The 22,119-nt window shown below is 60.1% G+C and carries 20 protein-coding genes; 12 read left to right on the top strand and 8 right to left on the bottom strand.

Annotated elements, in window-relative coordinates:
* Nucleotides 1-3 precede the first annotated feature (3 nt).
* The gene (locus tag ACKLKD_RS08870; protein ID WP_025710557.1) at nt 4-3,246 is read left to right on the top strand and encodes an ATP-binding protein; all 3,243 of its coding nucleotides are present in this window, start codon (nt 4-6) and stop codon (nt 3,244-3,246) included.
* Between the two features lie 90 nt (nt 3,247-3,336).
* Here the strand turns inward: ACKLKD_RS08870 and ACKLKD_RS08865 are convergent, their stop codons facing one another.
* On the bottom strand, nt 3,337-3,999 hold the full coding sequence (locus tag ACKLKD_RS08865) for a YfdX family protein (protein ID WP_165931762.1): 663 nt from the start codon (nt 3,997-3,999) through the stop codon (nt 3,337-3,339).
* 240 nt (nt 4,000-4,239) lie between these two features.
* On the opposite strand from ACKLKD_RS08865, the gene ACKLKD_RS08860 reads away from it, so the two are divergent.
* Both ACKLKD_RS08860 and hdeB read left to right on the top strand, forming a co-directional pair.
* Nucleotides 4,240-4,815, top strand: coding sequence for an HdeD family acid-resistance protein (locus ACKLKD_RS08860; RefSeq protein ID WP_025710559.1), 576 nt, complete (start codon nt 4,240-4,242; stop codon nt 4,813-4,815).
* A gap of 26 nt (nt 4,816-4,841) precedes the next feature.
* Nucleotides 4,842-5,147 (top strand): acid-activated periplasmic chaperone HdeB, encoded by a 306-nt coding sequence (hdeB, locus tag ACKLKD_RS08855; RefSeq protein WP_080897348.1) that lies wholly within the window; start codon nt 4,842-4,844, stop codon nt 5,145-5,147.
* 67 nt (nt 5,148-5,214) lie between these two features.
* On the opposite strand, the gene ACKLKD_RS08850 is transcribed toward hdeB, so the two are convergent.
* Genes ACKLKD_RS08850 through ACKLKD_RS08830 form a run of 5 tightly spaced genes read right to left on the bottom strand, consistent with a single transcriptional unit; the run spans nt 5,215 to nt 10,599 of the window.
* A complete protein-coding gene (locus ACKLKD_RS08850; RefSeq protein WP_080897347.1) occupies nt 5,215-6,018 on the bottom strand; it encodes an MIP/aquaporin family protein in 804 nt (267 codons plus the stop codon).
* Nucleotides 6,019-6,070: 52 nt separating this feature from the next.
* Complete coding sequence (locus ACKLKD_RS08845) at nt 6,071-7,894, bottom strand: diol dehydratase reactivase subunit alpha (RefSeq protein WP_025710561.1); 1,824 nt, start codon at nt 7,892-7,894, stop codon at nt 6,071-6,073.
* 12 nt (nt 7,895-7,906) lie between these two features.
* A complete protein-coding gene (locus ACKLKD_RS08840) occupies nt 7,907-8,332 on the bottom strand; it encodes a glycerol dehydratase small subunit DhaB3 (RefSeq protein ID WP_025710562.1) in 426 nt (141 codons plus the stop codon).
* Nucleotides 8,333-8,334: 2 nt separating this feature from the next.
* Nucleotides 8,335-8,919, bottom strand: a complete 585-nt coding sequence (locus ACKLKD_RS08835) for a propanediol/glycerol family dehydratase medium subunit (protein WP_025710563.1) — start codon at nt 8,917-8,919, stop codon at nt 8,335-8,337.
* Between the two features lie 12 nt (nt 8,920-8,931).
* The gene (locus tag ACKLKD_RS08830) at nt 8,932-10,599 is read right to left on the bottom strand and encodes a propanediol/glycerol family dehydratase large subunit (protein WP_025710564.1); all 1,668 of its coding nucleotides are present in this window, start codon (nt 10,597-10,599) and stop codon (nt 8,932-8,934) included.
* 413 nt (nt 10,600-11,012) lie between these two features.
* Here ACKLKD_RS08830 and ACKLKD_RS08825 point away from each other — a divergent pair, with 413 nt between their 5' ends.
* Genes ACKLKD_RS08825 through ACKLKD_RS08810 form a run of 4 tightly spaced genes read left to right on the top strand, consistent with a single transcriptional unit; the run spans nt 11,013 to nt 13,531 of the window.
* A complete protein-coding gene (locus ACKLKD_RS08825; RefSeq protein ID WP_025710565.1) occupies nt 11,013-11,441 on the top strand; it encodes a GlcG/HbpS family heme-binding protein in 429 nt (142 codons plus the stop codon).
* A 21-nt stretch (nt 11,442-11,462) separates the two neighbouring features.
* Entirely contained in the window at nt 11,463-12,626 is a 1,164-nt protein-coding gene (gene dhaT / locus ACKLKD_RS08820) for a 1,3-propanediol dehydrogenase (RefSeq protein WP_025710566.1), read from the top strand.
* A gap of 20 nt (nt 12,627-12,646) precedes the next feature.
* On the top strand, nt 12,647-13,000 hold the full coding sequence (locus tag ACKLKD_RS08815) for a glycerol dehydratase reactivase beta/small subunit family protein (protein ID WP_025710567.1): 354 nt from the start codon (nt 12,647-12,649) through the stop codon (nt 12,998-13,000).
* Nucleotides 13,001-13,531, top strand: a complete 531-nt coding sequence (locus tag ACKLKD_RS08810; RefSeq protein ID WP_025710568.1) for a cob(I)yrinic acid a,c-diamide adenosyltransferase — start codon at nt 13,001-13,003, stop codon at nt 13,529-13,531.
* On the opposite strand, the gene dhaR is transcribed toward ACKLKD_RS08810, so the two are convergent.
* A complete protein-coding gene (dhaR, locus tag ACKLKD_RS08805) occupies nt 13,509-15,434 on the bottom strand; it encodes a dihydroxyacetone kinase operon transcriptional regulator DhaR (protein ID WP_025710569.1) in 1,926 nt (641 codons plus the stop codon). The genes ACKLKD_RS08810 and dhaR overlap by 23 nt on opposite strands.
* Nucleotides 15,435-15,535: 101 nt before the next feature.
* A complete protein-coding gene (locus tag ACKLKD_RS08800) occupies nt 15,536-16,633 on the bottom strand; it encodes a glycerol dehydrogenase (protein WP_008806556.1) in 1,098 nt (365 codons plus the stop codon).
* 251 nt (nt 16,634-16,884) lie between these two features.
* Here ACKLKD_RS08800 and ACKLKD_RS08795 point away from each other — a divergent pair, with 251 nt between their 5' ends.
* The 5 genes from ACKLKD_RS08795 (at nt 16,885) to ACKLKD_RS08775 (ending at nt 22,114) form a co-directional block, all read left to right on the top strand.
* A complete protein-coding gene (locus ACKLKD_RS08795; protein ID WP_025710570.1) occupies nt 16,885-17,088 on the top strand; it encodes a hypothetical protein in 204 nt (67 codons plus the stop codon).
* A gap of 155 nt (nt 17,089-17,243) precedes the next feature.
* Nucleotides 17,244-18,314 (top strand): dihydroxyacetone kinase subunit DhaK, encoded by a 1,071-nt coding sequence (gene dhaK / locus ACKLKD_RS08790; protein WP_025710571.1) that lies wholly within the window; start codon nt 17,244-17,246, stop codon nt 18,312-18,314.
* Nucleotides 18,315-18,324: 10 nt separating this feature from the next.
* Nucleotides 18,325-18,957: a dihydroxyacetone kinase subunit DhaL gene (dhaL, locus tag ACKLKD_RS08785; RefSeq protein ID WP_004181378.1), complete on the top strand. Its 633-nt coding sequence runs from the start codon at nt 18,325-18,327 to the stop codon at nt 18,955-18,957.
* Nucleotides 18,958-18,967: 10 nt separating this feature from the next.
* Nucleotides 18,968-20,389, top strand: a complete 1,422-nt coding sequence (gene dhaM, locus ACKLKD_RS08780) for a dihydroxyacetone kinase phosphoryl donor subunit DhaM (protein ID WP_080897346.1) — start codon at nt 18,968-18,970, stop codon at nt 20,387-20,389.
* A gap of 75 nt (nt 20,390-20,464) precedes the next feature.
* Complete coding sequence (locus tag ACKLKD_RS08775; RefSeq protein ID WP_025710573.1) at nt 20,465-22,114, top strand: glycerone kinase; 1,650 nt, start codon at nt 20,465-20,467, stop codon at nt 22,112-22,114.
* Nucleotides 22,115-22,119: the final 5 nt, after the last annotated feature.

Here is a 22,119-nt window from a genome sequence, read left to right as displayed (position 1 = left end):
GCGATGGTTGTTCGTCTTATTTTATCCATGGTTTTTGGGCTGGCGCTAAGCCTCTCTCCCGCCGCGTATGCCATGAAACAGCTGGAGCTAAAGAGCCATGCCCATATCGCCACGATCGACATGCCGCTCAGCGGTAAGGAAAAAGCCTGGCTGGCCGCGCAGCTGACGCTGACCGTCGGCACCTGGCTGCCCGAGATGACCCCTATCGTCTATGACAGCGATGAGGAAAGCTATCAGGGGATTAACGCCGACTATCTGGCACTGATGGCGCACAGCCTCGGGCTAAAGGTGATTATCCGCCAGTATGACACCGAGCAGCAGGCTCTGGCCGCCCTGGCCGACCGCCAGGTGGATACCCTGCTCACGCAGGTGGCGCACCGGGATGCGCTTGCCCCGGGACTGGCGCGAACCGCACCGCTGATCAAAACCTGGCCGACGCTGGTGACCTCGCTGAAATCCCCCCTGCCGCCGCTGACTACTGACCGGCGGGTCACGCTGGCCTGCACCCGCGAATGCGCCTTTTTCGATATCATTCAGCAGGCGTTTCCTAACGCCAAAATCAACCTTTACGATAGTGATTATCAGGCCCTCGCGTCGGTGGTCAGCGGGGAAAATCAGTATTTCATTGGCAACAACATCACCACTGGCCACTGTATCTCGAAATATTTCTCGCAATCGCTGGTCATCGCGCACTATTTTCGTCAGCAGGAACAGCACAACCGCTTCGTCACTCGCGACGATCGGCCCGAACTGCATCAGATCCTCGATCGTTTTATTCGCGCCATCGACAGCGATACCGCCATGCGGATCATGCAAAACTGGCTCAACCGCGGCGATCTGTCGTTTCTTAATAGCCCACTGCCTTTTACCGCCGAGGAGCAGCGCTGGCTGCAAAAGCATCATCGCATCCGCCTGCTGGTGAACCCCTATTTTCCGCCGTTTACCCTGGTGGATAACGAGGATGAACTGCGCGGCATCATGGCCGATATGCTGAATATATTTTCGCTACAGACCGGCCTGCAGATAGACCCCATCCTGGTGCGCAACCGCCACGATCTGGTAAAACGCATGGAGAAAGAGGATTGGGCCATCATGCCCGCCGCCACCCTCACTCCACAATCTCAGGCCTATGTCACTCTCAGCGATCCGCTCATTAACGTGGCCTTTGTGTTGGTCGCCCGCGGCAGTGCGCCCGATCAGCAACTGCTGAGGCGATCGGTGCGGATCGCCCTGCCGGTCGGGCCCATCGCGGCTCACGATCTGAAAGCACGCTATCCGCAGGTTAACTGGGTGGAGACGGATAATGTCGGCATCGCCATGAAGATGGTGGAGGAAGGTGAAGTCGATGCCGCGGTGGCCTCGGAACTCTCCGCCCGCTATATGATTGACCACTACTATCCGCAGGATCTGCACTATACCCGTATCGACGGTCTTCCCCTCGCTGCCATCCGCCTGGCCATCCCACGCGATGAACCGGTGCTGGCCGCCATTCTCAGCAAAGCGCTGCAGGCCATTCCGCCACGGGATATCCTGCAGATGACCGAGAAATGGTCGAAAATCTCCAGCCGGCAAAAAGAGGACTGGAGCCAGTATAGTCGTCAGTTTTATCAGCTTATCGCCTTTGCGCTGGTGCTGATCGCCATCAGTCTCGGCTGGGGGCTATCGCTGTGCCGGGAAGTGCGCAAACGCAAAGACTCTCAGCAGCGGCTGGAGGAGGAGCTGGCGCAGAAGAGAGCGCTCTCCTGCGCGCTGGAGCGCGAGAAAGACAAGGCGATCCAGGCGACAAAAGCGAAGAGTCGTTTTCTGGCCAGCATGAGCCACGAGCTGCGTACCCCGGTAAGCGCCATCGTCGGCTTTCTGGAACTGCTGGCGAAGCCGGAGCTAAACGTCGGCCAGCGTAAAGAGGCAATCGAGCTGGCGGGGTCGACGGCGCAAACTCTGCTGGGGCTTATCGGTAATATTCTTGATATCGACAAGATTGAGTCGGGAAAATACCAGATCACCCCGCAGTGGAGCGATGTCGCACAGTTAGTGTCGCAGCAGTGCCACACCTTCGATGCGCTGGCACAGCAAAAGGGGATCGCCCTGCACTGCCATAGCCCTCTGCGGGAGGGAACCACGCTGTGGCTCGACCCGCAGGCGCTACGGCAAATCCTCAATAATCTCATCGGCAATGCGCTGAAGTTTACCGCCGAGGGCGCGATTCAGGTCAGCTGCCGGCTGGTACAGGCGGACGAGACGCAGGGAGAGCTGACCCTCACCGTCAGCGACAGCGGCTGTGGGATCAGTGAAGAAGAGCAGACCACGCTCTTCCACCGTTATGCCCAGGCGCGTCAGGGACGCCAGCAGACCGGCTCCGGGCTCGGGCTGGTCATTTGCAAAGAGCTGGTGGCGCTGATGCAGGGCCGACTGGAGATGGTCAGCCGCCCGGGTGTGGGGACCACGTTTACCATCATCCTGCCGGTCAAGGTGAGCCGCTGCGCGATTCATACGCCGCAGGCGTTGCCCGTCAGGCCGCTGGCTCTGCCCGGACTGTCGATACTGATAGCGGACGATCATCCCACCAACCGGCTGCTGCTCAAGCGCCAGCTCAGCACCATCGGCTATCGCGTCGATGAAGCCTGCGACGGTGAAGAGGCGGAGAATAAACTCGCCAGCAAACATTACGATCTGCTGATAACGGACCTCAATATGCCGAAAAAAGATGGTCTGGCGCTGGCGGCCTCGTTACGCCGGCGCTACCCGAGCCTGGTGATATGGGGCATGACCGCCAGCGCGCTGCCGCAGTCGCGGGAGGCATGTCTGGCCAGCGGCATGAATATGTGTCTGTTTAAGCCCGTGTCGGTTCAGACACTGAATCACGAACTCAGCCGTTTAGCGGTGGGCCACGCATCGCCTCACGCTACCCGGCACCTGAAGCTCAGCGTCCTGACCGAAAATACCGGGGGAGACCAGGCGCTGATGAATGAGATGCTGGAGACGTTCCGCGATGCGTCGGCCGCGGATTTAAAGGCCGCCGGGCAGGCTATCGCCCGGCATGAACCGCAGGTCTTTCTGCGGGCGCTGCACCGTCTGCACGGTTCTGCGCAAATTCTTGGCATTTCTGCGCTGCAAGCGCTGTGCGCCCCTTTTGAGGCGAAGCGGCCTGACTCGCTATCGCCGGCAAGCTGTCTGGAGGTGGTACAGCACATCACCGGCGTTATGCGCGAGATCGATGGCGAAATCGACGCCCTCACTGGCCGCTAGCCGTTCCGCTCGGGCAGTCCGCCTGCCCGGGCGTTAAGGGGACATCCTTGTCAGTTTCTTCCTCTGCGCTCTCTCAGGGTGAAACGCGGATCAGTTGCCTGCCACCAGCATCTCGCTATCCACCACAATGCCCTCTTCAGCGCCTTTCAGCACCAGATTCGCTTCGTAATACTTCCCGGCTTTCAGCAGTTTTTGCGCCTGCGCCACCGCCTTACGAGTCTGGTTAAGCGGCATCAGATACTGGTTCTCGATCACGCCAATGCCGGCCAGGCGCAGGGTTTCGATAGCCCCTTTCTGATCGCCTTTCGCCAGTTTTTCGTTGGCCGATTTAATGGCGCTCTCTTTTTCCGGTGTCGCCACATAGTCTTCGGACAGGGCAACGGTGGCGTTAATCACCACATAGCGATCGGCGATCATTTTGGCTGTCGCGTCGGTTTTCACAAACTTCGCCCAGCTGGCGTCATCGGCGGCCAGCAGCGCGGCGGCGTCGTCTGTCAGTTTTTTGGCGCTCTCCGGCTGGCCGTGGAACAGCGCCAGACGGGCGAACTGGACATCGCGCATCGCATTGGCGCCCTGCACCGCCACCTGCAGCACATCGGCGGCTTCTTTCTGCACCTGCGCCGTGGCGGCCGCGGTTGGCGCTGCCGTCGCGCTATCTGCCGCCCACACCGGAGAGGTACTCATCATGGTTGCCAGCAGGCTCGCCAGAATGACTTTTTTCATCGTTGACTCCTGATTAAAATAGGTAAGCATTACCAAACGCAGCCAGCTTAAAAAATATCGTGGGCATTGAGAATCAGAGGCCGGAAGCGATATTGCGGGCCTGGTCTGACAGCTGTCAGACCAGGCGTATAGAGTAACCTCAGCGCTCTTATTTACGCCTGCCGATGGCGCGGCCTACTATTTCCCTCAGACCTTTATTTTGGCCAGCAGAATAAGCCATTACGTATTTTATTCGGCGTCAGGCCACCAACCGGGATCTGCGGAGCAATTATGTTTATGTTTAGCCATTACACCTTAAATGCGTTTAGCCCACGCGTCTTTTTACGATATAAACGCCATGCCGGAATGATGGCGGTGCTGCTGTTTATCTGTGGGGCCTGTTGCCTGGCCTGGCCGCTGGTCGCCGGCTGGTATCTCGCTACGGTAACCGGCATGTTGTTGATGATCTGTGGTTTCTATTCGCTGTACAGCTTGATTGTCTTCCGTCAGCAGCACTGGAAATCGCGCCTGGTGGCGCTGATCTTCGCCATTGCCTGGATCGTGCTCGGCCTGAGCTTTGTCGTCAATCCCCTCAATGGCATGAGCAGTCTGGCCTTCTTATTCGGCTTTTTATTTGTTCTCGGCGGTATTTCCCGCATCGTCAGCGGATGTAAAACCCGAAAACAAAGCGGCGCTGGCTGGAATATTTTTATCGGTTTGCTGGATTTAATTATCGCCTGCCTGTGGCTGGCCATGAACCCGCAGCAAAGCTGGTTATTTATCACCGCTTTTATCGGCGTTGAAATGATATTTAGCGCCATCGGCTTTCTGGTCCTGCGCAATAAGATGAAGCATGCTCAGGCTTAAGCCGTATTTTATCACTGGAGAAGAAAATGAATTTACCTAAAGCACTCGTGTTGACCGCGGCGGCCACCACATTCTGTCTGATGACCAGCCCGGCGTTTGCGGTTCAGGAAACCACACCGCAGAATATGACCTGTCAGGAATTTATGGATATGAACCCGAAAAGCATGACCCCCGTGGCCTTCTGGGTCGTGAATCGCAACACCGACTTCAGCGGCGGCGACTATGTTGACTGGCATGAAGTCGAGACCGTTTCGGTACCGAAAATGCTGCAGCAGTGCCACAAGAACCCCACCACCAAACTCGGTGATCTCAGCGCGGTCATCAAAAAATAACCCAGCGCCCCGGCTTCTGGCCGGGGAAGTTAACCTCATGACCCGCCGCGCTGCGGCGGGTCCCACTTTACTCATCAATACCGCATTCGCACGGCAGATGGTGGCCGATAAGCTTGCGGTATAAAAACGCCCCGACAATCGCCCCCACCACCGGCGCCAGCAGCGGCACCAGAAAGTAGGGGATCGCCATCCCACCGGTAAAGGCGATCGAGCCCCACCCGGCCAGACTGGTAAACAGTTTCGGACCGAAGTCACGCGCCGGATTCAACGCAAAGCCGGTTAGCGGCCCCATCGACGCGCCGATCACGGCGATCAGCAGGCCAATCAGCAACGGCGCCAGCGGCCCGCGCGGAATTCCGTTGCCGTCGTCGGTCAGGGCCATGATCATCGCCATCAGGATCGCCGTGATGGTGGTTTCCACAGCAAACGCCTGCATAAAGGTGATATGCGCATGCGGATACGTGGAAAAGACCCCGGCCAGGTTAAGGCTGGCGGCAGTGCCGCGAACGATATGCTGACTCTGTTCAAGATCGAGAAACAGCTGGCGATACAGCCCGTACACCAGCGCGGCGGCGCAGAATGCCCCGGCCATCTGCGCGATAATAAACGGCAGTACCTTGCGGCGTTCAAAACAGGCGAACAGCCACAGAGCAATGGTCACCGCCGGATTAAGGTGCGCGCCAGAGACACCGGCCGTCAGGTAGATGGCCATGGCGACGCCCAGGCCCCAGATAATACTGATTTCCCACTGGCCAAAGCTGGCCCCGGCGACCCGCAGCGCAGCGACACAGCCCGCCCCGAAGAAGATGAGCAGTCCGGTGCCAAGAAACTCGGCCACGCACTGCCCGGTTAAGGTAGAAGTCTGGTTCATTATCGGCATCCTGAAATAACACGTTTAGAGAGAGGCTGGCGCAAGCGCCCGCTTAATCGGCATGACCGGCCAGTACCAGCCCGGTGGCGACCGCATTGCGCGGCCCTTCTGTTCCCCGAATATTGCCCTGCCCGGCGACCACGCCATAGTGCGACAGGGCGTCCGTAATCAGCTGCGGGATCTCAAAGTCCAGCGATGAGCCGCCCACCAGCACCACGAAGGCGATATCGCGAATGGAACCGCCGGGAGAGACCTGGCGCAGCGCGCGCAGGCAGTTGGTGACAAACACTTTCTCTTTCGCCTGGCGACGCACGAGACGAATTTTTTCCAGCGGGCTGGCATTATCGATTGGCACCAGTTCGCCCTCCTTGATGTACACCACTTTGGCAAACACCGCCGGGCTAAGGGCTTCCTGGAAGAACTCCACCGCGCCATTCTCGTGGCGAATACTGAACAGGCTTTCCACTTTGGCCAGCGGATATTTTTTTATCGCTTCCGCCTGCGAAAGATCGTCGAGACCCAGCTCGGTTTTGATCAACAGGCTGACCATATTCCCCGCCCCGGCGAGATGGACCGCCGTGATCTGGCCTTCCGCATTGACGATCGCCGCATCCGTCGAACCGGCGCCGAGGTCGAGGATCGCCAGCGGCGCCGCACAGCCGGGAGTGGTTAACGCCCCGGCGATGGCCATGTTGGCCTCCACGCCGCCCACCACCACCTCAGTCTGCAGCCGGGCGCTCAGTTCGCGGGCGATAACCTGCATTTGCAGACGATCCGATTTCACCATCGCCGCCATCCCGACGGCATTCTCCATGGCGAACTCGCCGGCCATCCCGCCCTGCACCTTGCGCGGTATAAACGTATCCACCGCCAGCAGATCCTGGATGTATATCGTGCTCATCTCATGGCCGGTGAGCGACGCCATCACGCTGCGCACCCGCTCGAGCATGCCGCCGGCGTGGGTGCCCGGTTCGCCGCGGATATCGCGTACCGGGGCGCAGGCGCTCATCGCCTGCATGATCGCTTCCGCGCCCTCGGCAACATCGGCCTCTCCGCGGCGCTTTTCGCCGCTAATGTAGAGGTTGCCCGCCGGGATGACCCGCGACTGCACGTCCCCCTGCGGGGTCTTGAGCACCACCGCGGAACGGTTGCCAATCAGGGCGCGGGCGATGGGGACGATGGCCTGGGTCTCTTCCGGGCTCAGGCCAAAGAAGGTGGCGATACCGTAGGGATTCGACAGGATCCGTACCACCTGGCCCGGCGCGGCCACTTCCACCGCCGCCATCACCCCCTCGGGGACCTGCTCCAGTAACGTCACTTCATCCACCACCGGCAGGGTTTTACGCAGGCGGTTATTCACCAGCACACCGTCGTCTTTTTTGAGGATCGCCGCCACCACGTTGATCCCCCGGTCGAGCGCCTCATTGAGACACCACACGGCGTCAAGGAAATCGACGGCATCGTCAACCAGCGCAATCCACCCCTCGGCATACTGCGCCGCCGGCAGCGTCGCCAGCCGCCCGAGGGCGATAGTCGTCCCTACGCCAACCCCCACCCCGCCCGGCGTCTGCGGGTTATGACCGATCATGGTGGATTCGGTGATAATGGTCTCGGTGATGGTCTCCATCGCCACATCGCCAATCACCGGCGCGGCTTCGTTAAGATAAATGCGAGAGACATCGCTCATCGACCACGGTGTTTTCGCCAGAGCCTGCTCCAGCGCGGCGAGGGTCCCGGCGATATTGTCCCGCGTCCCTTTCATGCCCGTCGTCGCGACGATGCCGCTGGCAACAAACGTCCTCGCCTGCGGGTCGTCGGACGCCAGCGCCACCTCGGTGGTGGCGTTGCCGATATCAATCCCGGCTATTAACGGCATGCTGACCTCCGCTTAGCTTCCTTTACGCAGCTTATGCCGCTGCTGATACACTTCCGCCGACTCCCGGACAAAGGCGGCATTCACCATCGCGTGCCAGGTGTGCTCCAGCTCGTCGGCAATCGCCAGCAGCTCCGCCCGTGAGGAGCGGAACGGGCGCAGCGCGTTATAGATAGCCAGAATGCGCTCGTCAGGAATGGCGATAAGCTCCGCCGCGCGGCGGAAATTACGCGCCACCGCATGGCGCTGCATCTGCTCGGCAATCTGCGCCTGGTACTCAAGAGTTTGTCGGGAGATCCTCACATCCTGCGGGCCCACCTCGCCGGCAAGTACTTTCTCAAGGGTGATATCGGTCAACGGTTTGCCGGTGGGCGTCAGGATATGCTCCGGGCAGCGGGTGGCTAACGGATAATCCTGCACGGTCATGGTTTTCTCGTTCATGGTCACTCCCTTACTAATTCGACGTGCAGAGTGACGGGCTCGGCGTCCTGCACCACATGTTTGGTCTCTTTGATATGAAACAGGGCGGCTTTGGCCATAAATTTCGGCCGCACCATCTGGTCGTTCACCACCGGCACTGGCGAAGGTGACTCTTTGCGCGCATAGCGTGCGGCGTTTTTGCCAATCTGCCGGTAGGTCTCCAGCGTCAGCAGCGGCGCCTGGGAGAACAGCTCCAGGTTGCTGAGCGGCAGCAGATCGCGCTGATGGATGACCGTGGTGCCCTTCGACTGGATACCGATGCCAATCCCCGAACCGCTCAGGTTCGCCGCATCCCAGGCCATAAAGGAGACGTCGGAGGTGCGCAAAATGCGCACCACCCGGGCGTGAAGCCCCTCTTCTTCCACCCCGGCAATCAGCTCTTTGAGGATCGCGCCATGGGGCATATCAATCAGCGTGTGATGCTGGTGTTTATCGAAGGCAGGGCCGACGCCAATCACCACTTCATCGGCGCGCTCATCGGCTGAAGCCACCTCGCCCTCGTGAGTTTTCAGGGTAAAAGAGGGCTGAATTTGGGTTGTCTGTTGCACAGGAATACCGCCTTATTCAATGGTGTCGGGCTGAACCACGCCCGGAATATTTTTGATCTCTGCCCAGCGTTCGGCGGAGATGCGATAGCCGGTGCCCGGCCCCTGATAGTCATTGATGTCGTTCACTGCGCTCACCACGTCGAACTGCCGATCGAGAATGGCCGAGGTCTGCAGGTAATCGCCGGTGACCCGCTGGCGCAGCATATTGAGAATATTGCTGGCGATATCCTCAAAGCCGCTGCGGCTCAACGCGCCGACAATATCGAGGCCGGTGATGTTGCGCTTCATCATCTCTTCCACCGCGCTCAGATCCTCCACCACATTACGCGGCGGCATTTCGTTGCTGCCGTGCGCGTAGGTGGCGGCCTCCACCTCCTCGTCGGTGATTGGCGGCAGCCCCAGCTCACGGAAAACGGCCTGGATCGCCCGCGCTGCTTTCTGGCGAATGGCGATGGTTTCCGCCTCGGTCACCGGACGCAGACCGCCGTCGACCATCAGGTCACGCTGCAGAATGTTGTAATCATCAAAATCTTCCGCATCGAAGTTCGAGCCGGCGAACATGTTGTCGTAGTTCGGCACCGCACTGTAGCCGGAGAAAATAAAGTCGGTGCCCGGCAGCATCTGCATCAGGGTGCGCGCGGTGCGACGAATATCCGAGTGGGAGAAAGTCTGGTCGTTGGCCGACGCCACTTCGAGGTCGAGCATAGAGGCGATCAGGTTTTCCGCCAGCACCGCCCGAATGCCCGACGGCACAGCACCGGTCATGCCGATACAGCTCACCGCGCCGTTTTGCAGTCCCTGAACTCCGGCGCCTTTGGTAATGAAGATGCAGCGCGATTCGAGGTAAAGCATCGACTTGCTTTCCGAATAGCCCATCAGCGCTTCGGAACCGGTGCCGGAGGTGTAGCGCATTTTCAACCCACGGGAGGCGTAGGCCGAGGCGAGGAACGCCTTTGACCACGGCGTATCATCGCCGTCGGTAAACACCGCTTCGGTGCCGTAGACCGACACCGTCTCGGCGTAGCTGGTTAAACCACGCATGCCCAGCTCCAGCTCGGTGGCCTCTTCCACCGAGCATTGTGTCAACACGCCGGGGCGGCCGCACTGCGAACCGACCAACAGCGCCAGGGCGTTAAACGGCGCATAGCGCGCGATACCGACCGTGGTCTCCTGCTCGGAGAAGCCGCGGATCCCGGCCTCAGCGGCGTCGGCGGCAATCTGCACCGGATTATCTTTGAGGTTGGTGACGTGGCACTGGTTGGAGGGGGTCCGGCGGGCACGCATCTTCTGTAGCGCCATCATCATCTCCACCACGTTCATCTGCGCCATCACCTCGACCGCTTTGGCCGGCGTGATGGCGGTGGTGATGGCGATGATCTCCTCGCGGCTGACGTGGATATCCACCAGCATGCGGGCTATCTCCAGCGCCTCCAGGCGCATCGCCTGCTCTGTACGCTCAACGTTGATCGCGTAATCGGCGATAAACCGGTCAATCATGTCAAACTGGTCCCGGGTCTTGCCGTCCAGCTCGACGATCAGACCGTTTTCCACTTTTACGGAAGAGACCGGGTCAAAGGGGCTGTCCATGGCGATCAGCCCCTCTTCAGGCCACTCGCCAATCAGCCCATCCTGATTGACGGGGCGCTGGGCCAGTACTGCAAATCGTTTTGATCTTTTCATTGTTCATCGGCTCAAAAGGTGAAATCCGCAGACGGTAGCGAATACGCCGGGCCAGCGTCGTTGCCGCCCGGCCATTACCGGCAATAGCGGAACTTTAAATGAGCCAGTGGTGAAAAAAATAAATTTAATTTCGTTTCAATTTGGCACGCGAAATCTGCCAAAAGTTTCACTATGAAACTTTACCCCGGCGACAAAAATAAAAAATGTGATCGCCCGCAATGATATAAATCAATTAATAAAAAAGGCCCTTAATTACGTTTTACCGAAGCTATTTTAAACCTATTGACTAAATCATGGCGGGCGACAAAATAACGCTGACAAAAATAAAGCAAGCCAACCGTCTGGCGATCGTTTTTGACTATCGCCCCCTACTGACTATTCGCGCCAGCATTATCCTGGCGTGGGAGAGCATGATGAACAAGAGCCAGCAAGTTCAGACAATCACCCTGGCCGCCGCTCAGAAAATGGCGGCAGCGGTGCAACAAAAAGCTAATGAGATCAACGTTCCTGTGGTATTTTCCGTGGTCGACCGCGGGGGCAATACGCTGCTTATCCAGCGGATGGACGAGGCCTTCGTCTCCAGCTGCGATATTTCTCTGAATAAAGCCTGGAGTGCCTGTAGTCTAAAACAAGGTACCCATGAAATTACATCAGCGGTCCAGCCAGGACAATCTCTGTATGGTCTTCAGCTGACCAATCAACAGCGAATTATTATTTTTGGCGGCGGCCTGCCCGTTATTTTTAATGAGCAAGTCATTGGCGCCGTCGGCGTTAGCGGCGGTACGGTCGAGCAGGACCAATTATTAGCCCAGTGCGCCCTGGATTGTTTTTCCGCATTATAACCTGAAGCGAGAAGGTATATTATGAGCTATCGTATGTTTGATTATCTGGTGCCAAACGTTAACTTTTTTGGCCCCAACGCCATTTCCGTAGTCGGCGAACGCTGCCAGCTGCTGGGAGGGAAAAAAGCCCTGCTGGTCACCGACAAAGGCCTGCGGGCAATTAAAGATGGCGCGGTGGATAAAACCCTGCATTATCTGCAGGAGGCCGGGATCGAGGTGGCGATTTTTGACGGCGTCGAGCCGAACCCAAAAGACACCAACGTGCGTGACGGCCTTGCGGTGTTTCGCCGCGAACAGTGCGACATCATCGTCACCGTGGGCGGCGGCAGCCCGCACGACTGCGGCAAAGGCATCGGCATCGCCGCCACCCATGAGGGCGATCTGTACCAGTATGCCGGAATCGAGACCCTGACCAACCCGCTGCCGCCCATCATCGCCGTCAACACCACCGCCGGCACCGCCAGCGAGGTCACCCGCCACTGCGTCCTGACCAACACCCAAACCAAAGTGAAGTTTGTGATCGTCAGCTGGCGCAACCTGCCATCGGTCTCCATCAACGATCCGCTGCTGATGATCGGTAAACCGGCCGCCCTGACCGCGGCGACCGGGATGGATGCCCTGACCCACGCCGTAGAGGCCTATATCTCCAAAGACGCTAACCCGGTGACGGACGCCGCCGCCATGCAGGCGATCCGCCTCATCGCGCGCAACCTGCGCCAGGCCGTGGCCCTCGGCAGCAATCTGCAGGCGCGGGAAAACATGGCCTACGCCTCTCTGCTGGCCGGGATGGCTTTCAATAACGCCAACCTCGGCTACGTGCACGCCATGGCGCACCAGCTGGGCGGCCTGTACGACATGCCGCACGGCGTGGCCAACGCTGTCCTGCTGCCGCATGTGGCCCGCTACAATCTGATCGCCAACCCGGAGAAATTCGCCGATATCGCTGAACTGATGGGCGAAAATATCACCGGACTGTCCACCCTCGACGCGGCGGAAAAAGCCATCGCCGCGATCACGCGTCTGTCGATGGATATCGGTATTCCGCAGCATCTGCGCGATCTGGGGGTAAAAGAGGCCGACTTCCCGTACATGGCGGAGATGGCTCTGAAAGACGGCAATGCGTTCTCGAACCCGCGTAAAGGCAACGAGCAGGAGATTGCCGCGATTTTCCGCCAGGCATTCTGAGTGTTAACGAGGGGGCCGTCATGTCGCTTTCACCGCCAGGCGTACGCCTGTTTTACGATCCGCGCGGGCATCATGCCGGCGCCATCAATGAGCTGTGCTGGGGGCTGGAGGAGCAGGGGGTCCCCTGCCAGACCATAACCTATGACGGAGGCGGTGACGCCGCTGCGCTGGGCGCCCTGGCGGCCAGAAGCTCGCCCCTGCGGGTGGGTATCGGGCTCAGCGCAGCCGGCGAGATAGCCCTCACTCATGCCCAGCTGCCGGCGGACGCGCCGCTGGCTACCGGACACGTCACCGATAGCGACGATCATCTGCGTACGCTCGGCGCCAACGCCGGGCAGCTGGTTAAAGTCCTGCCGTTAAGTGAGAGAAACTGAATGTACCGTATCTACACTCGCACCGGAGATAAAGGCACCACCGCCCTGTACGGCGGCAGCCGCATCGAGAAAGACCATATTCGCGTCGAGGCCTACGGCACCGTCGATGAACTGATATCCCAGCTGGGCGTCTGCTACGCCACCACCCGCGACGCAGGGCTGCGGGAAAGCCTGCACCAGATTCAGCAAACGCTGTTCGTGTTGGGGGCTGAACTGGCCAGCGATGCGCGGGGCCTGACCCGCCTGAGCCAGACGATCGGCGAAGAGGAGATCACCGCCCTGGAGCGGCTTATCGACCGCAATATGGCCGAGAGCGGCCCGTTAAAACAGTTCGTGATCCCGGGGAAGAATCTCGCCTCTGCCCAGCTGCACGTGGCGCGCACCCAGGCCCGTCGGCTCGAACGCCTGCTGACGGCCATGGACCGCGCGCATCCGCTGCGCGACGCGCTCAAACGCTACAGCAATCGCCTGTCGGATGCCCTGTTCTCCATGGCGCGAATCGAAGAGACTAGGCCTGATGCTTGCGCTTGAACTGGCTGGCGTCAATATCGTACTGCTTCATTTTGCGCCACAGGGTGGTGCGGCCGATATTGAGCAGCTGCGACATCTCCTGCACCCGCCCGCTGGTCACCCGGGCGGCGTGAATGATGGCTTCCTTTTCGATGGCGCTAAAGGTCAGGCTGGCCGGCAGCAGCGATGACGCGCTATCCCCGCCCGGCCGCTCGGAAAAGAGATATTCCGGCAGATTACTCAGGCGAATATGGCCGTTGTCGCTGCTGATGGCAATATTCTCAATGACGCTGTTGAGCTCAAAATCATTCCCCGGCCACGAGTAGGCCACCAGCTGCGCCAGCGCGTCATCGTCCACTTTCAGCCGCGAAGAGAAACGCTTCTCCAGGCTCTTCAGCCGGTTATGCACCAGCGACGGAATACTGTTGCGTCGGGCGCGCAGCGGCGGGATGACGATTTCAAAGGAGTGCAGCGCATAGTACAGCTGGCGGCTAAAGCGGTTCTGTTCCACCAGATTGGCCAGATCGACGGTGGTGGTGGCAATCACCTTCACATCCACCGGGATCAGGCGCCGGGCGTCGAGGCGGGTGAGCACGCCCTGCTTAATCACCTGCAGCAGGGCCGACTGCAGCTCCGGCGCCAGATACTCAATCTTTTCCAGAAACAGGGTGCCGCCGTTGGCCAGCTCAAGGCGGCTCAGGCGGCCATTTTCATCATCGGTGGGCGCGCTGCCCATAAAGTCCTGGCCCAGCACGCTGTCGGCATACAGCTGGCAGTTGACGGCGATATAGGGGCCGCCCGCCCGTTCGCTTTCATTGTGAATAGCCTGGCTCAGCAGCTCTTTCCCGACCCCCTCTTCGCCGCACAGCAGCACCGGGAAGCCGCCGCGCGCCGCCTGGCGGCCAAAGTGGATCAGGCGCCGGGTTTCCGGGTCGTCGGCAGACATCTGCTCAAAGGTGTGGCTGACTTTACCCAGCTGGCTGGTCATCAGCTGCCGCATCTGCTCCACCGGGTGCAGCAGCAGAATAAAACTGTTGCCTTGCGCCTCGACAATCGGTTTTAAGGTGATCACCGCGTCGACAAACTGATGCTGACTTTCAAAGGTGACTTCGACGTGATTCAGGCCGCGGGCGTGTTTGATGGCGCGGCGCAGCAGCGCCGGGAGGGTCACCAGATCGGCGATATTTTTCCCCTGGCTGGCCTGAGCATCAAGATGCAGCAGTCTCGCCGCCTGAACATTGAGAAACTGCAGCACGCCCTGCTCGTTCCACGCCATCACCCCATCGTCCATGCTCTCCAGCAGGCCGTACATCTGATTGAGGTGGCGGTTGGACTCCGCCAGCAGGCTGTCGGTGAGCAGGGAGTTGCCTACCTCGCGGGCGATGGCCAGCGTCAGAGAGAGGTCGGCGCTGGACTGCTGCTCCACCAGACAGCAAAGCGAGATAGAGCCGAACAGCCGCCCATGGTTATCAAACACCGGCGTCGAGCAAAAACTCCACGGCTGTAGCGCTTGCTTAAAATGCCGATCGCCGGCGGTGTTGATCGGCTGGCCCTGCATCGCGGCCAGCGACAGCGCGCAGGTGCCGATAATGCTCTCCGCACAGTAGCTGCCGTCGCGAAACCCCAGGTCAGCCAGCTGGGCCAGGGTGTGCGGCTCGCCGCAGCGGCTCAGGATGCAGGCAGACTCATCAAGAATAAACAGCGCGCAGGGGCGGCCGTCCATAAACTCCCAGGCATCCTCCAGCGCCGCCTGGCCGATGGTCAGCAGCGCGGTTTTACGCCGACAGATCGAGTCGAAGGTCAGGCCCTGGGCCTGGTGCGGCGTTTGCCAGGTTTCGCGCTGCATAAACTTGCTGCAACGATGCCATGACTGGGCGATGACGGAAGAGACCGCCTTCCCGGTATCCTGAGTCTGAACAGTCATATCCTTTTCCGCGTTGTACCATAGAGAACCCCTCCGGCAGCAACTGCCAGAGGGGAGAAAGAAAAACCGCTGACCTGCGCCAGCGGTTTAGTCACCGCGAATTAACGCGCCAGCCACTGCTGGCCTAACAAATCGGCGGTGAGAATAGCGGCATGGACGCTCTCCGGGGTCACCGCAAACGGCATATTGTGGATGGTTTCCCCTTCCGCGCAGGTGGCTTTCGCCACCGCGGCGATTTTCGCGTCGATCCCCTCTTTCACGCCCATCTGCGCGAGCGTCACCGGCAGGCCGACGCGCTGGCAGAAGCCCAGCACCGTTTCAATCTCATCCATCGGGCTGTTCTGCAGCACCAGCTGCGCCAGCGTACCGAAGGCCACTTTCTCGCCGTGATACAGGTGGTGGCACTCTTCAAGGATAGTGAAGCCGTTGTGGATCGCGTGGGCGGCGGCCAGGCCGCTGCTTTCAAAGCCGATGCCGCTGAGGTAGGTATTCGCCTCGATGATGCGCTCCAGCGCTTCGGTCACCACCCCGGCCTGCGCCGCCAGACGGGCCTTTTCGCCCTCCGCCAGCAGCGTATCATAGCACAGGCGAGCGAGGCTCAGCGCCGCCTCGGTGGACTGTCCCCCGGCCATGCTGGTGGCGCGCGCATCGTAGCAGGCTTTGGCCTCGAACCAGGTGGAGAGCGCATCGCCCATGCCGGAGACCAGCAGGCGTACCGGCGCTTTGGCGATAATCGCTGTGTCCATCACCACCATATCCGGGTTTTTCGGATAGATCAGATACTCTTCAAACTCGCCCGCTTCGGTGTAGATCACCGACAGCGCGCTGGTCGGCGCATCGGTTGAGGCGATGGTCGGGATCACCACCACCGGCAGTTTCTGGTAGTAACCGATCGCCTTCGCGGTATCGAGAGTTTTACCACCGCCGATCCCGACCACGCCGCGGCAGCCCTGCTTTTGCAAAATCGCCATCAGACGGTTAATTTCCGCATGGCTGCATTCGCCGTTAAACCGTTCCGCATGGCAGCGAATATCGTGGCTCTGCAGGCCATTCACCACTTTCTCTCCCGCCAGCTTCATTACGAAGTCGTCGGCGATGACGAAGAAGCTCTCCGCCAGGTTTTTGGCATATTGACCGAACAGAACAGCAGCATCAGGACCCTGAAGATATTTGGCTGGAGATTGAATAACTTTTAGCATTCCTTTCACCCTCAAATAAGTGCGCATGTAGACATGATGAGCCCTGGCGTTATCCGCGCCGGCCAGTGAAGCGCGGCCTGAACGGAACGTACCGGAGCAGTGCGATCACTGTAGGGCCGGCAGGGAACAAAAAAATCTTTCGCCTTTTTGTTCTGATATGAAACACAGGTTAATTTTTTACGTTCCATATTGGAACAGAAAACCCTACTCTCGGTCAGGATTGCGATCCCGATCCGCTCCTTTGCCGCATAATGCCCTTGCGATCCTCCTTTTTCGACCACCTTTTCTCCCGCAGTCGGCAGAAAATCAGCAAAAATTTTTTTCTCACCCGCTTCGCCAGCTATCCTGACCGCCGCTTATGGCAGAAGAAAAAAAGCGCGCCAGCTCGCATTTTCACCGTTTCCTCAGCAAAAACGTTCCATAAAGAAACAAAACAAGGAGGCAATGTTTCGTAATGAAACCCGATCGTCGGGGCATTCTTTTTTTCGTCCGCTCAGCCAGAATCATCCTATCGCCAGGCACGTTGCACCGTCAGACGATACCCCTACGCGATGACCGCCTCCGCCAGCAGAGAGGCCGCATCGAACCTTCTCCAACGGAGCACTGAATAATGAAAAAGCTGATTAACCGTGTTGAAGATGTACTGAATGAACAATTACAGGGGCTGGCTAAAGCCCATCCGCAGCTGACCCTGCATCAGGACCCGCTGTATGTGACCCGCACCGACGCGTCGGTGGCTGGCAAAGTGGCCCTGCTCTCCGGCGGCGGCAGCGGACATGAACCGATGCACTGCGGCTATATCGGCCAGGGCATGCTCTCTGGCGCCTGCCCGGGGGAAATCTTCACCTCGCCGACGCCGGACAAAATGTTCGAATGTGCGATGCAGATCGACGGCGGGGAAGGCGTCCTGCTGATTATCAAAAACTACACCGGCGACATCCTGAACTTCGAAACCGCCACCGAGCTGCTGCATGAGAGCGGCATTAAAGTCACCACCGTGGTGGTCGACGACGACGTGGCGGTGAAAGACAGCCTCTATACCGCCGGTCGTCGCGGCGTCGCCAACACCGTACTGATTGAAAAACTGGTCGGCGCCGCCGCCGAACGCGGCGACTCGCTGGAAGCCTGCGCCGAACTGGGCCGCCGCCTGAATAATCTCGGCCACTCGATTGGTATCGCCCTCGGCGCCTGCACCGTACCGGCCGCCGGGCAGCCCTCCTTTACCCTGCAGGACGACGAAATGGAGTTCGGCGTCGGCATTCACGGCGAGCCGGGCATTGACCGCCGCCGCTTCAGCTCGCTGGACCAAACCGTCGATGAGATGTTCGATACCCTGCTGGAAAACGGCGCCTACAGCCGCACGCTGCGCCAGTGGGATACCGTCAAGGGCGCGTGGCAGGAAGTGCAGCAGAGCAAAACCGCGCTGCAAAACGGCGACCGGGTTATCGCGCTGGTCAACAACCTCGGCGCCACCCCGCTTTCCGAACTGTACGGCGTGTATAACCGCCTGGCCCAGCGCTGCGAAGCGTCCGGCATCATCATCGAACGTAACCTCATCGGCAGCTACTGTACTTCGCTGGATATGGCGGGCTTCTCGATCACCCTGCTGAAAGTGGATGACGAGACGCTGACGCTATGGGACGCCCCGGTTCATACCCCGGCGCTGAACTGGGGAAACTAAGGAGCACGACATGTCACTGAACAGAACGCAAATCGTCGACTGGCTGTACCGCTGCGGCGATATTTTCACCAAAGAGAGCGATTTTCTCACCGGTCTTGATAAAGAGATCGGCGATGCCGATCACGGCCTCAATATGCACCGCGGCTTCAGCAAGGTAGTCGAAAAGCTGCCGTCGATTGCCGATAAAGATATTGGCTTTATCCTCAAAAACACCGGTATGACGCTGCTCTCCAACGTCGGCGGCGCCAGCGGCCCGCTGTTCGGCACCTTCTTTATTCGCGCCGCGCAGGTGACCCAGGCCCACCAGAGCCTGACGCTCGACGAGCTGTACCTGATGATCCGCGAAGGCGCAGACGGCGTCGTCAACCGCGGCAAAGCGGAGCCAGGGGATAAAACCATGTGCGACGTCTGGCTGCCGGTGGTGGACTCCCTGCGCCAGTCCAGCGAGCAGCACCTGTCGATCGCTGCCGCGCTGGATGCCGCCTGCGAAGTGGCCGAGCGTGCGGCCCACGCCACCATCACTATGCAGGCGCGTAAAGGCCGCGCCAGCTATCTCGGCGAGCGCAGCATCGGACATCAGGATCCCGGCGCGACCTCGGTGCTGTTTATGGTTCAGATGCTGGCCGCCGCCGCCAAAGAGTAAGGAAATCGCGATGGTAAACCTGGTTATTGTTTCTCATAGCGCCCGGCTGGGCGAAGGTGTCGGAGAACTGGCCCGGCAGATGTTAATCAACGATGGCTGCAAGCTGGCGATCGCCGCCGGGATCGACGATCCCGACAGCCCGATCGGCACCGATCCGCTTAAAGTCATGGAGGCGATCGAATCCGTGGCCGATACCGATCACGTGCTGGTGATGATGGATATCGGCAGCGCGTTGCTCAGCGCCGAAACCGCCCTCGATCTGCTCGATCCGGCGATTGCCACGAAGGTGCGGCTATGCGCCGCGCCGCTGGTGGAAGGGACGCTGGCGGCCACCGTCAGCGCCGCCTCCGGCGCCGGGATTGACAAAGTGATCGCCGATGCCATGAACGCCCTGGAGGCCAAGCGGGTTCAGCTGGGTTTACCTTCGCATACGCCTGACGCCATCACTGCCCCAACGCTTGCTGACGACGGCGACACAAAATCGGTTTCAGTCATTATTAACAATCACAACGGCCTGCACGTGCGTCCGGCGTCAAAGCTGGTCGCCGCGCTGGCGGGCTTTAACGCCGAACTGCTGCTGGAGAAAAACGGGAAGTGCGTCAAACCGGACAGCCTCAACCAAATCGCGCTATTGCAGGTACGCCGCAACGATAAGCTGCGCCTGCTGGCCCGCGGTCCGGATGCCGACGCGGCGCTGGCGGCGTTTCAGGCGCTGGCCGCCGATAACTTCGGTGAATCACCTGCAGCGCAACCAGCTGAGGATCCGGCCACGCCCGAGCGCGTCGAAGGCGCTGCCCTGCGCTACCCGCTGGCCCTGATCCAGCCGGTTCACCCGGCTGCCGCTGATGCCGCCCGCGAGCAGCAGCGCCTGCGCCAGGCCATTGACCAGACGCTGGCGGATCTTATCGCCCTGACCGAGCTGGCGGAAAACAAATTTAACGCCGATATCGCGGCGATCTTCGCCGGGCACCATACCCTGCTCGACGATGACGATCTGTTTGATGCCGCCAACGATCGTCTGCTCACCGAACAATGCTCGGCGGAATGGGCATGGCATCAGGTGTTGATGGAGCTCAGCCAGCAGTATCGCCAGCTGGATGACCCCTACCTGCAGGCGCGTTACATCGATATCGAAGATATTCTGCAGCGTACCCTGCGCCATCTGCAGGGCGTTCAGGAGAGAGTGCCGGCGCCCGGCGAGCCAACGATTATTATCGCCGACAACATTTATCCCTCAACCGTCTTACAGCTGGATGCCAGCTTCGTTAAAGGCCTGTGCCTGCGCGATGGCAGCGAACAGGCTCACGGCGCGATTATCGCCCGCGCCGCAGGAATTGCCTGGCTGTACCAGCAGGGCGAGGCGCTGAACAACGTACAGCCCGGCGAGACTATCGCGCTCGATATGCGCCACCAGCGCCTTATCCGTGACTAAAATTCACGTTGACCGTTACCGCTCCGGAGGCCTGCCTCCGGAGGGTGAGTTTTCGCTTACTCTTCAGGAACCACTATGTCTCAATTCTTTTTTAACCAGCGCGCCAGCCTCGTCAACGATGTGATTGAGGGTACCATTATCGCCAGCCCGTGGAATAACCTCGCCCGGCTGGAGAGCGACCCGGCGATCCGGGTGGTGGTCCGTCGCGATCTGAATAAAAACAACGTGGCGGTGATCTCCGGCGGCGGCGCCGGCCATGAACCGGCGCACGTCGGCTTTATTGGTAAAGGCATGCTGACCGCCGCAGTCTGCGGCGATCTGTTCGCCTCGCCGAGCGTCGACGCGGTGCTTACCGCCATTCAGGCGGTGACCGGCGAGGCAGGCTGCCTGCTGATCGTCAAAAACTACACCGGCGACCGGCTTAACTTCGGCCTGGCGGCGGAGAAAGCGCGCCGTCTCGGCTACAACGTTGAAATGCTGATCGTCGGCGACGACATTTCGCTGCCGGATAACAAACAGCCGCGCGGCATCGCCGGTACGTTGTTCGTCCATAAGGTGGCGGGCTATTTTGCCGAGCGCGGCTATAACCTCGCCACCGTCCTGCGCGAAGCGCAGTACGCCGCCAGCCACACCGCCAGCATCGGGGTGGCGCTGGCCAGCTGCCACCTGCCGCAGGAAGCGGAAAGCGCCCCGCGCCATCAGGCCGGCCACGCCGAGCTGGGAATGGGTATCCACGGTGAGCCGGGCGCCTCGACGATCGCCACGCAAAACAGTGCGGAAGTCGTCAACCTGATGGTGGAAAAACTGACCGCCGCCCTGCCGGAAACCGGCCGCCTGGCGGTGATGCTCAATAACCTCGGCGGCGTGTCGGTGGCCGAGATGGCGATCCTGACCCGCGAGCTGGCCAACACCCCGCTGCAGGCGCGCATTGACTGGCTGATAGGCCCGGCCTCGCTGGTGACAGCCCTCGATATGAAAGGCTTCTCGCTGAGCGCCATCGTGCTGGAGGAGAGTATTGAGAAAGCGCTGCTGGCGGATGTGGAAACCGCCGGCTGGCCGCAGCCGGTGCAACCGCGGATTATCAACGTCGTGCCGTCCACCCTCGACAGCGCTCGGGTGGATTTTACGCCCTCGGCCAACCCACAGGTGGGCGATTACGTGGCGCAGGTGACCGGCGCCCTCATCGATCTTGAAGAACATCTCAACGCGCTGGATGCCAAAGTAGGCGACGGCGATACCGGCTCCACCTTCGCCGCCGGGGCGCGTGAGATTGCCGAGCGGCTCGAGCGTCAGCAGCTGCCGCTGAACGATCTGCCAACGCTGTTCGCGCTGATCGGCGAACGCCTGACGGTGGTGATGGGCGGCTCCAGCGGGGTATTGATGTCGATCTTCTTCACCGCTGCCGGGCAGAAGCTGGAGCAAGGCGCCAGCGTGGCCGAGGCGCTGAACGCCGGTCTGGAGCAGATGAAATTTTACGGCGGCGCCGAGGAAGGTGACCGGACGATGATCGACGCTCTGCAGCCGGCGCTGGCGGCGCTGCTGGCCGAACCGGAGAACCTGCAGACCGCTTTTGCTGCGGCGCAGGCCGGGGCGGATCGCACCTGCCAGTCGAGCAAAGCCGGCGCCGGACGAGCGTCCTATCTCAACAGCGACAGCCTGCTCGGCAACATGGACCCCGGCGCCCACGCGGTGGCGATGGTGTTTAAAGCGCTGGCGGAACGCTAAGCCTC

The organism is Klebsiella sp. 10982 (assembly GCF_048589245.1).
GTDB classification, from domain to species: domain Bacteria; phylum Pseudomonadota; class Gammaproteobacteria; order Enterobacterales; family Enterobacteriaceae; genus Klebsiella; species Klebsiella quasivariicola.
This window is presented reverse-complemented; position numbering and strand designations above follow the sequence as displayed.

Coding starts and splice junctions, on each gene's coding strand:
- ACKLKD_RS08870 (WP_025710557.1), top strand. CDS start 4: ATGGTTGTTCGTCTTATTTTATCCATGGTTTTTGGGCTGGCGCTAAGC.
- ACKLKD_RS08865 (WP_165931762.1), bottom strand. CDS start 3,999: ATGCTTACCTATTTTAATCAGGAGTCAACGATGAAAAAAGTCATTCTG.
- ACKLKD_RS08860 (WP_025710559.1), top strand. CDS start 4,240: ATGTTTATGTTTAGCCATTACACCTTAAATGCGTTTAGCCCACGCGTC.
- hdeB (WP_080897348.1), top strand. CDS start 4,842: ATGAATTTACCTAAAGCACTCGTGTTGACCGCGGCGGCCACCACATTC.
- ACKLKD_RS08850 (WP_080897347.1), bottom strand. CDS start 6,018: ATGAACCAGACTTCTACCTTAACCGGGCAGTGCGTGGCCGAGTTTCTT.
- ACKLKD_RS08845 (WP_025710561.1), bottom strand. CDS start 7,894: ATGCCGTTAATAGCCGGGATTGATATCGGCAACGCCACCACCGAGGTG.
- ACKLKD_RS08840 (WP_025710562.1), bottom strand. CDS start 8,332: ATGAACGAGAAAACCATGACCGTGCAGGATTATCCGTTAGCCACCCGC.
- ACKLKD_RS08830 (WP_025710564.1), bottom strand. CDS start 10,599: ATGAAAAGATCAAAACGATTTGCAGTACTGGCCCAGCGCCCCGTCAAT.
- ACKLKD_RS08825 (WP_025710565.1), top strand. CDS start 11,013: ATGAACAAGAGCCAGCAAGTTCAGACAATCACCCTGGCCGCCGCTCAG.
- dhaT (WP_025710566.1), top strand. CDS start 11,463: ATGAGCTATCGTATGTTTGATTATCTGGTGCCAAACGTTAACTTTTTT.
- ACKLKD_RS08815 (WP_025710567.1), top strand. CDS start 12,647: ATGTCGCTTTCACCGCCAGGCGTACGCCTGTTTTACGATCCGCGCGGG.
- ACKLKD_RS08810 (WP_025710568.1), top strand. CDS start 13,001: ATGTACCGTATCTACACTCGCACCGGAGATAAAGGCACCACCGCCCTG.
- dhaR (WP_025710569.1), bottom strand. CDS start 15,434: ATGACTGTTCAGACTCAGGATACCGGGAAGGCGGTCTCTTCCGTCATC.
- ACKLKD_RS08800 (WP_008806556.1), bottom strand. CDS start 16,633: ATGCTAAAAGTTATTCAATCTCCAGCCAAATATCTTCAGGGTCCTGAT.
- ACKLKD_RS08795 (WP_025710570.1), top strand. CDS start 16,885: ATGCCCTTGCGATCCTCCTTTTTCGACCACCTTTTCTCCCGCAGTCGG.
- dhaK (WP_025710571.1), top strand. CDS start 17,244: ATGAAAAAGCTGATTAACCGTGTTGAAGATGTACTGAATGAACAATTA.
- dhaL (WP_004181378.1), top strand. CDS start 18,325: ATGTCACTGAACAGAACGCAAATCGTCGACTGGCTGTACCGCTGCGGC.
- dhaM (WP_080897346.1), top strand. CDS start 18,968: ATGGTAAACCTGGTTATTGTTTCTCATAGCGCCCGGCTGGGCGAAGGT.
- ACKLKD_RS08775 (WP_025710573.1), top strand. CDS start 20,465: ATGTCTCAATTCTTTTTTAACCAGCGCGCCAGCCTCGTCAACGATGTG.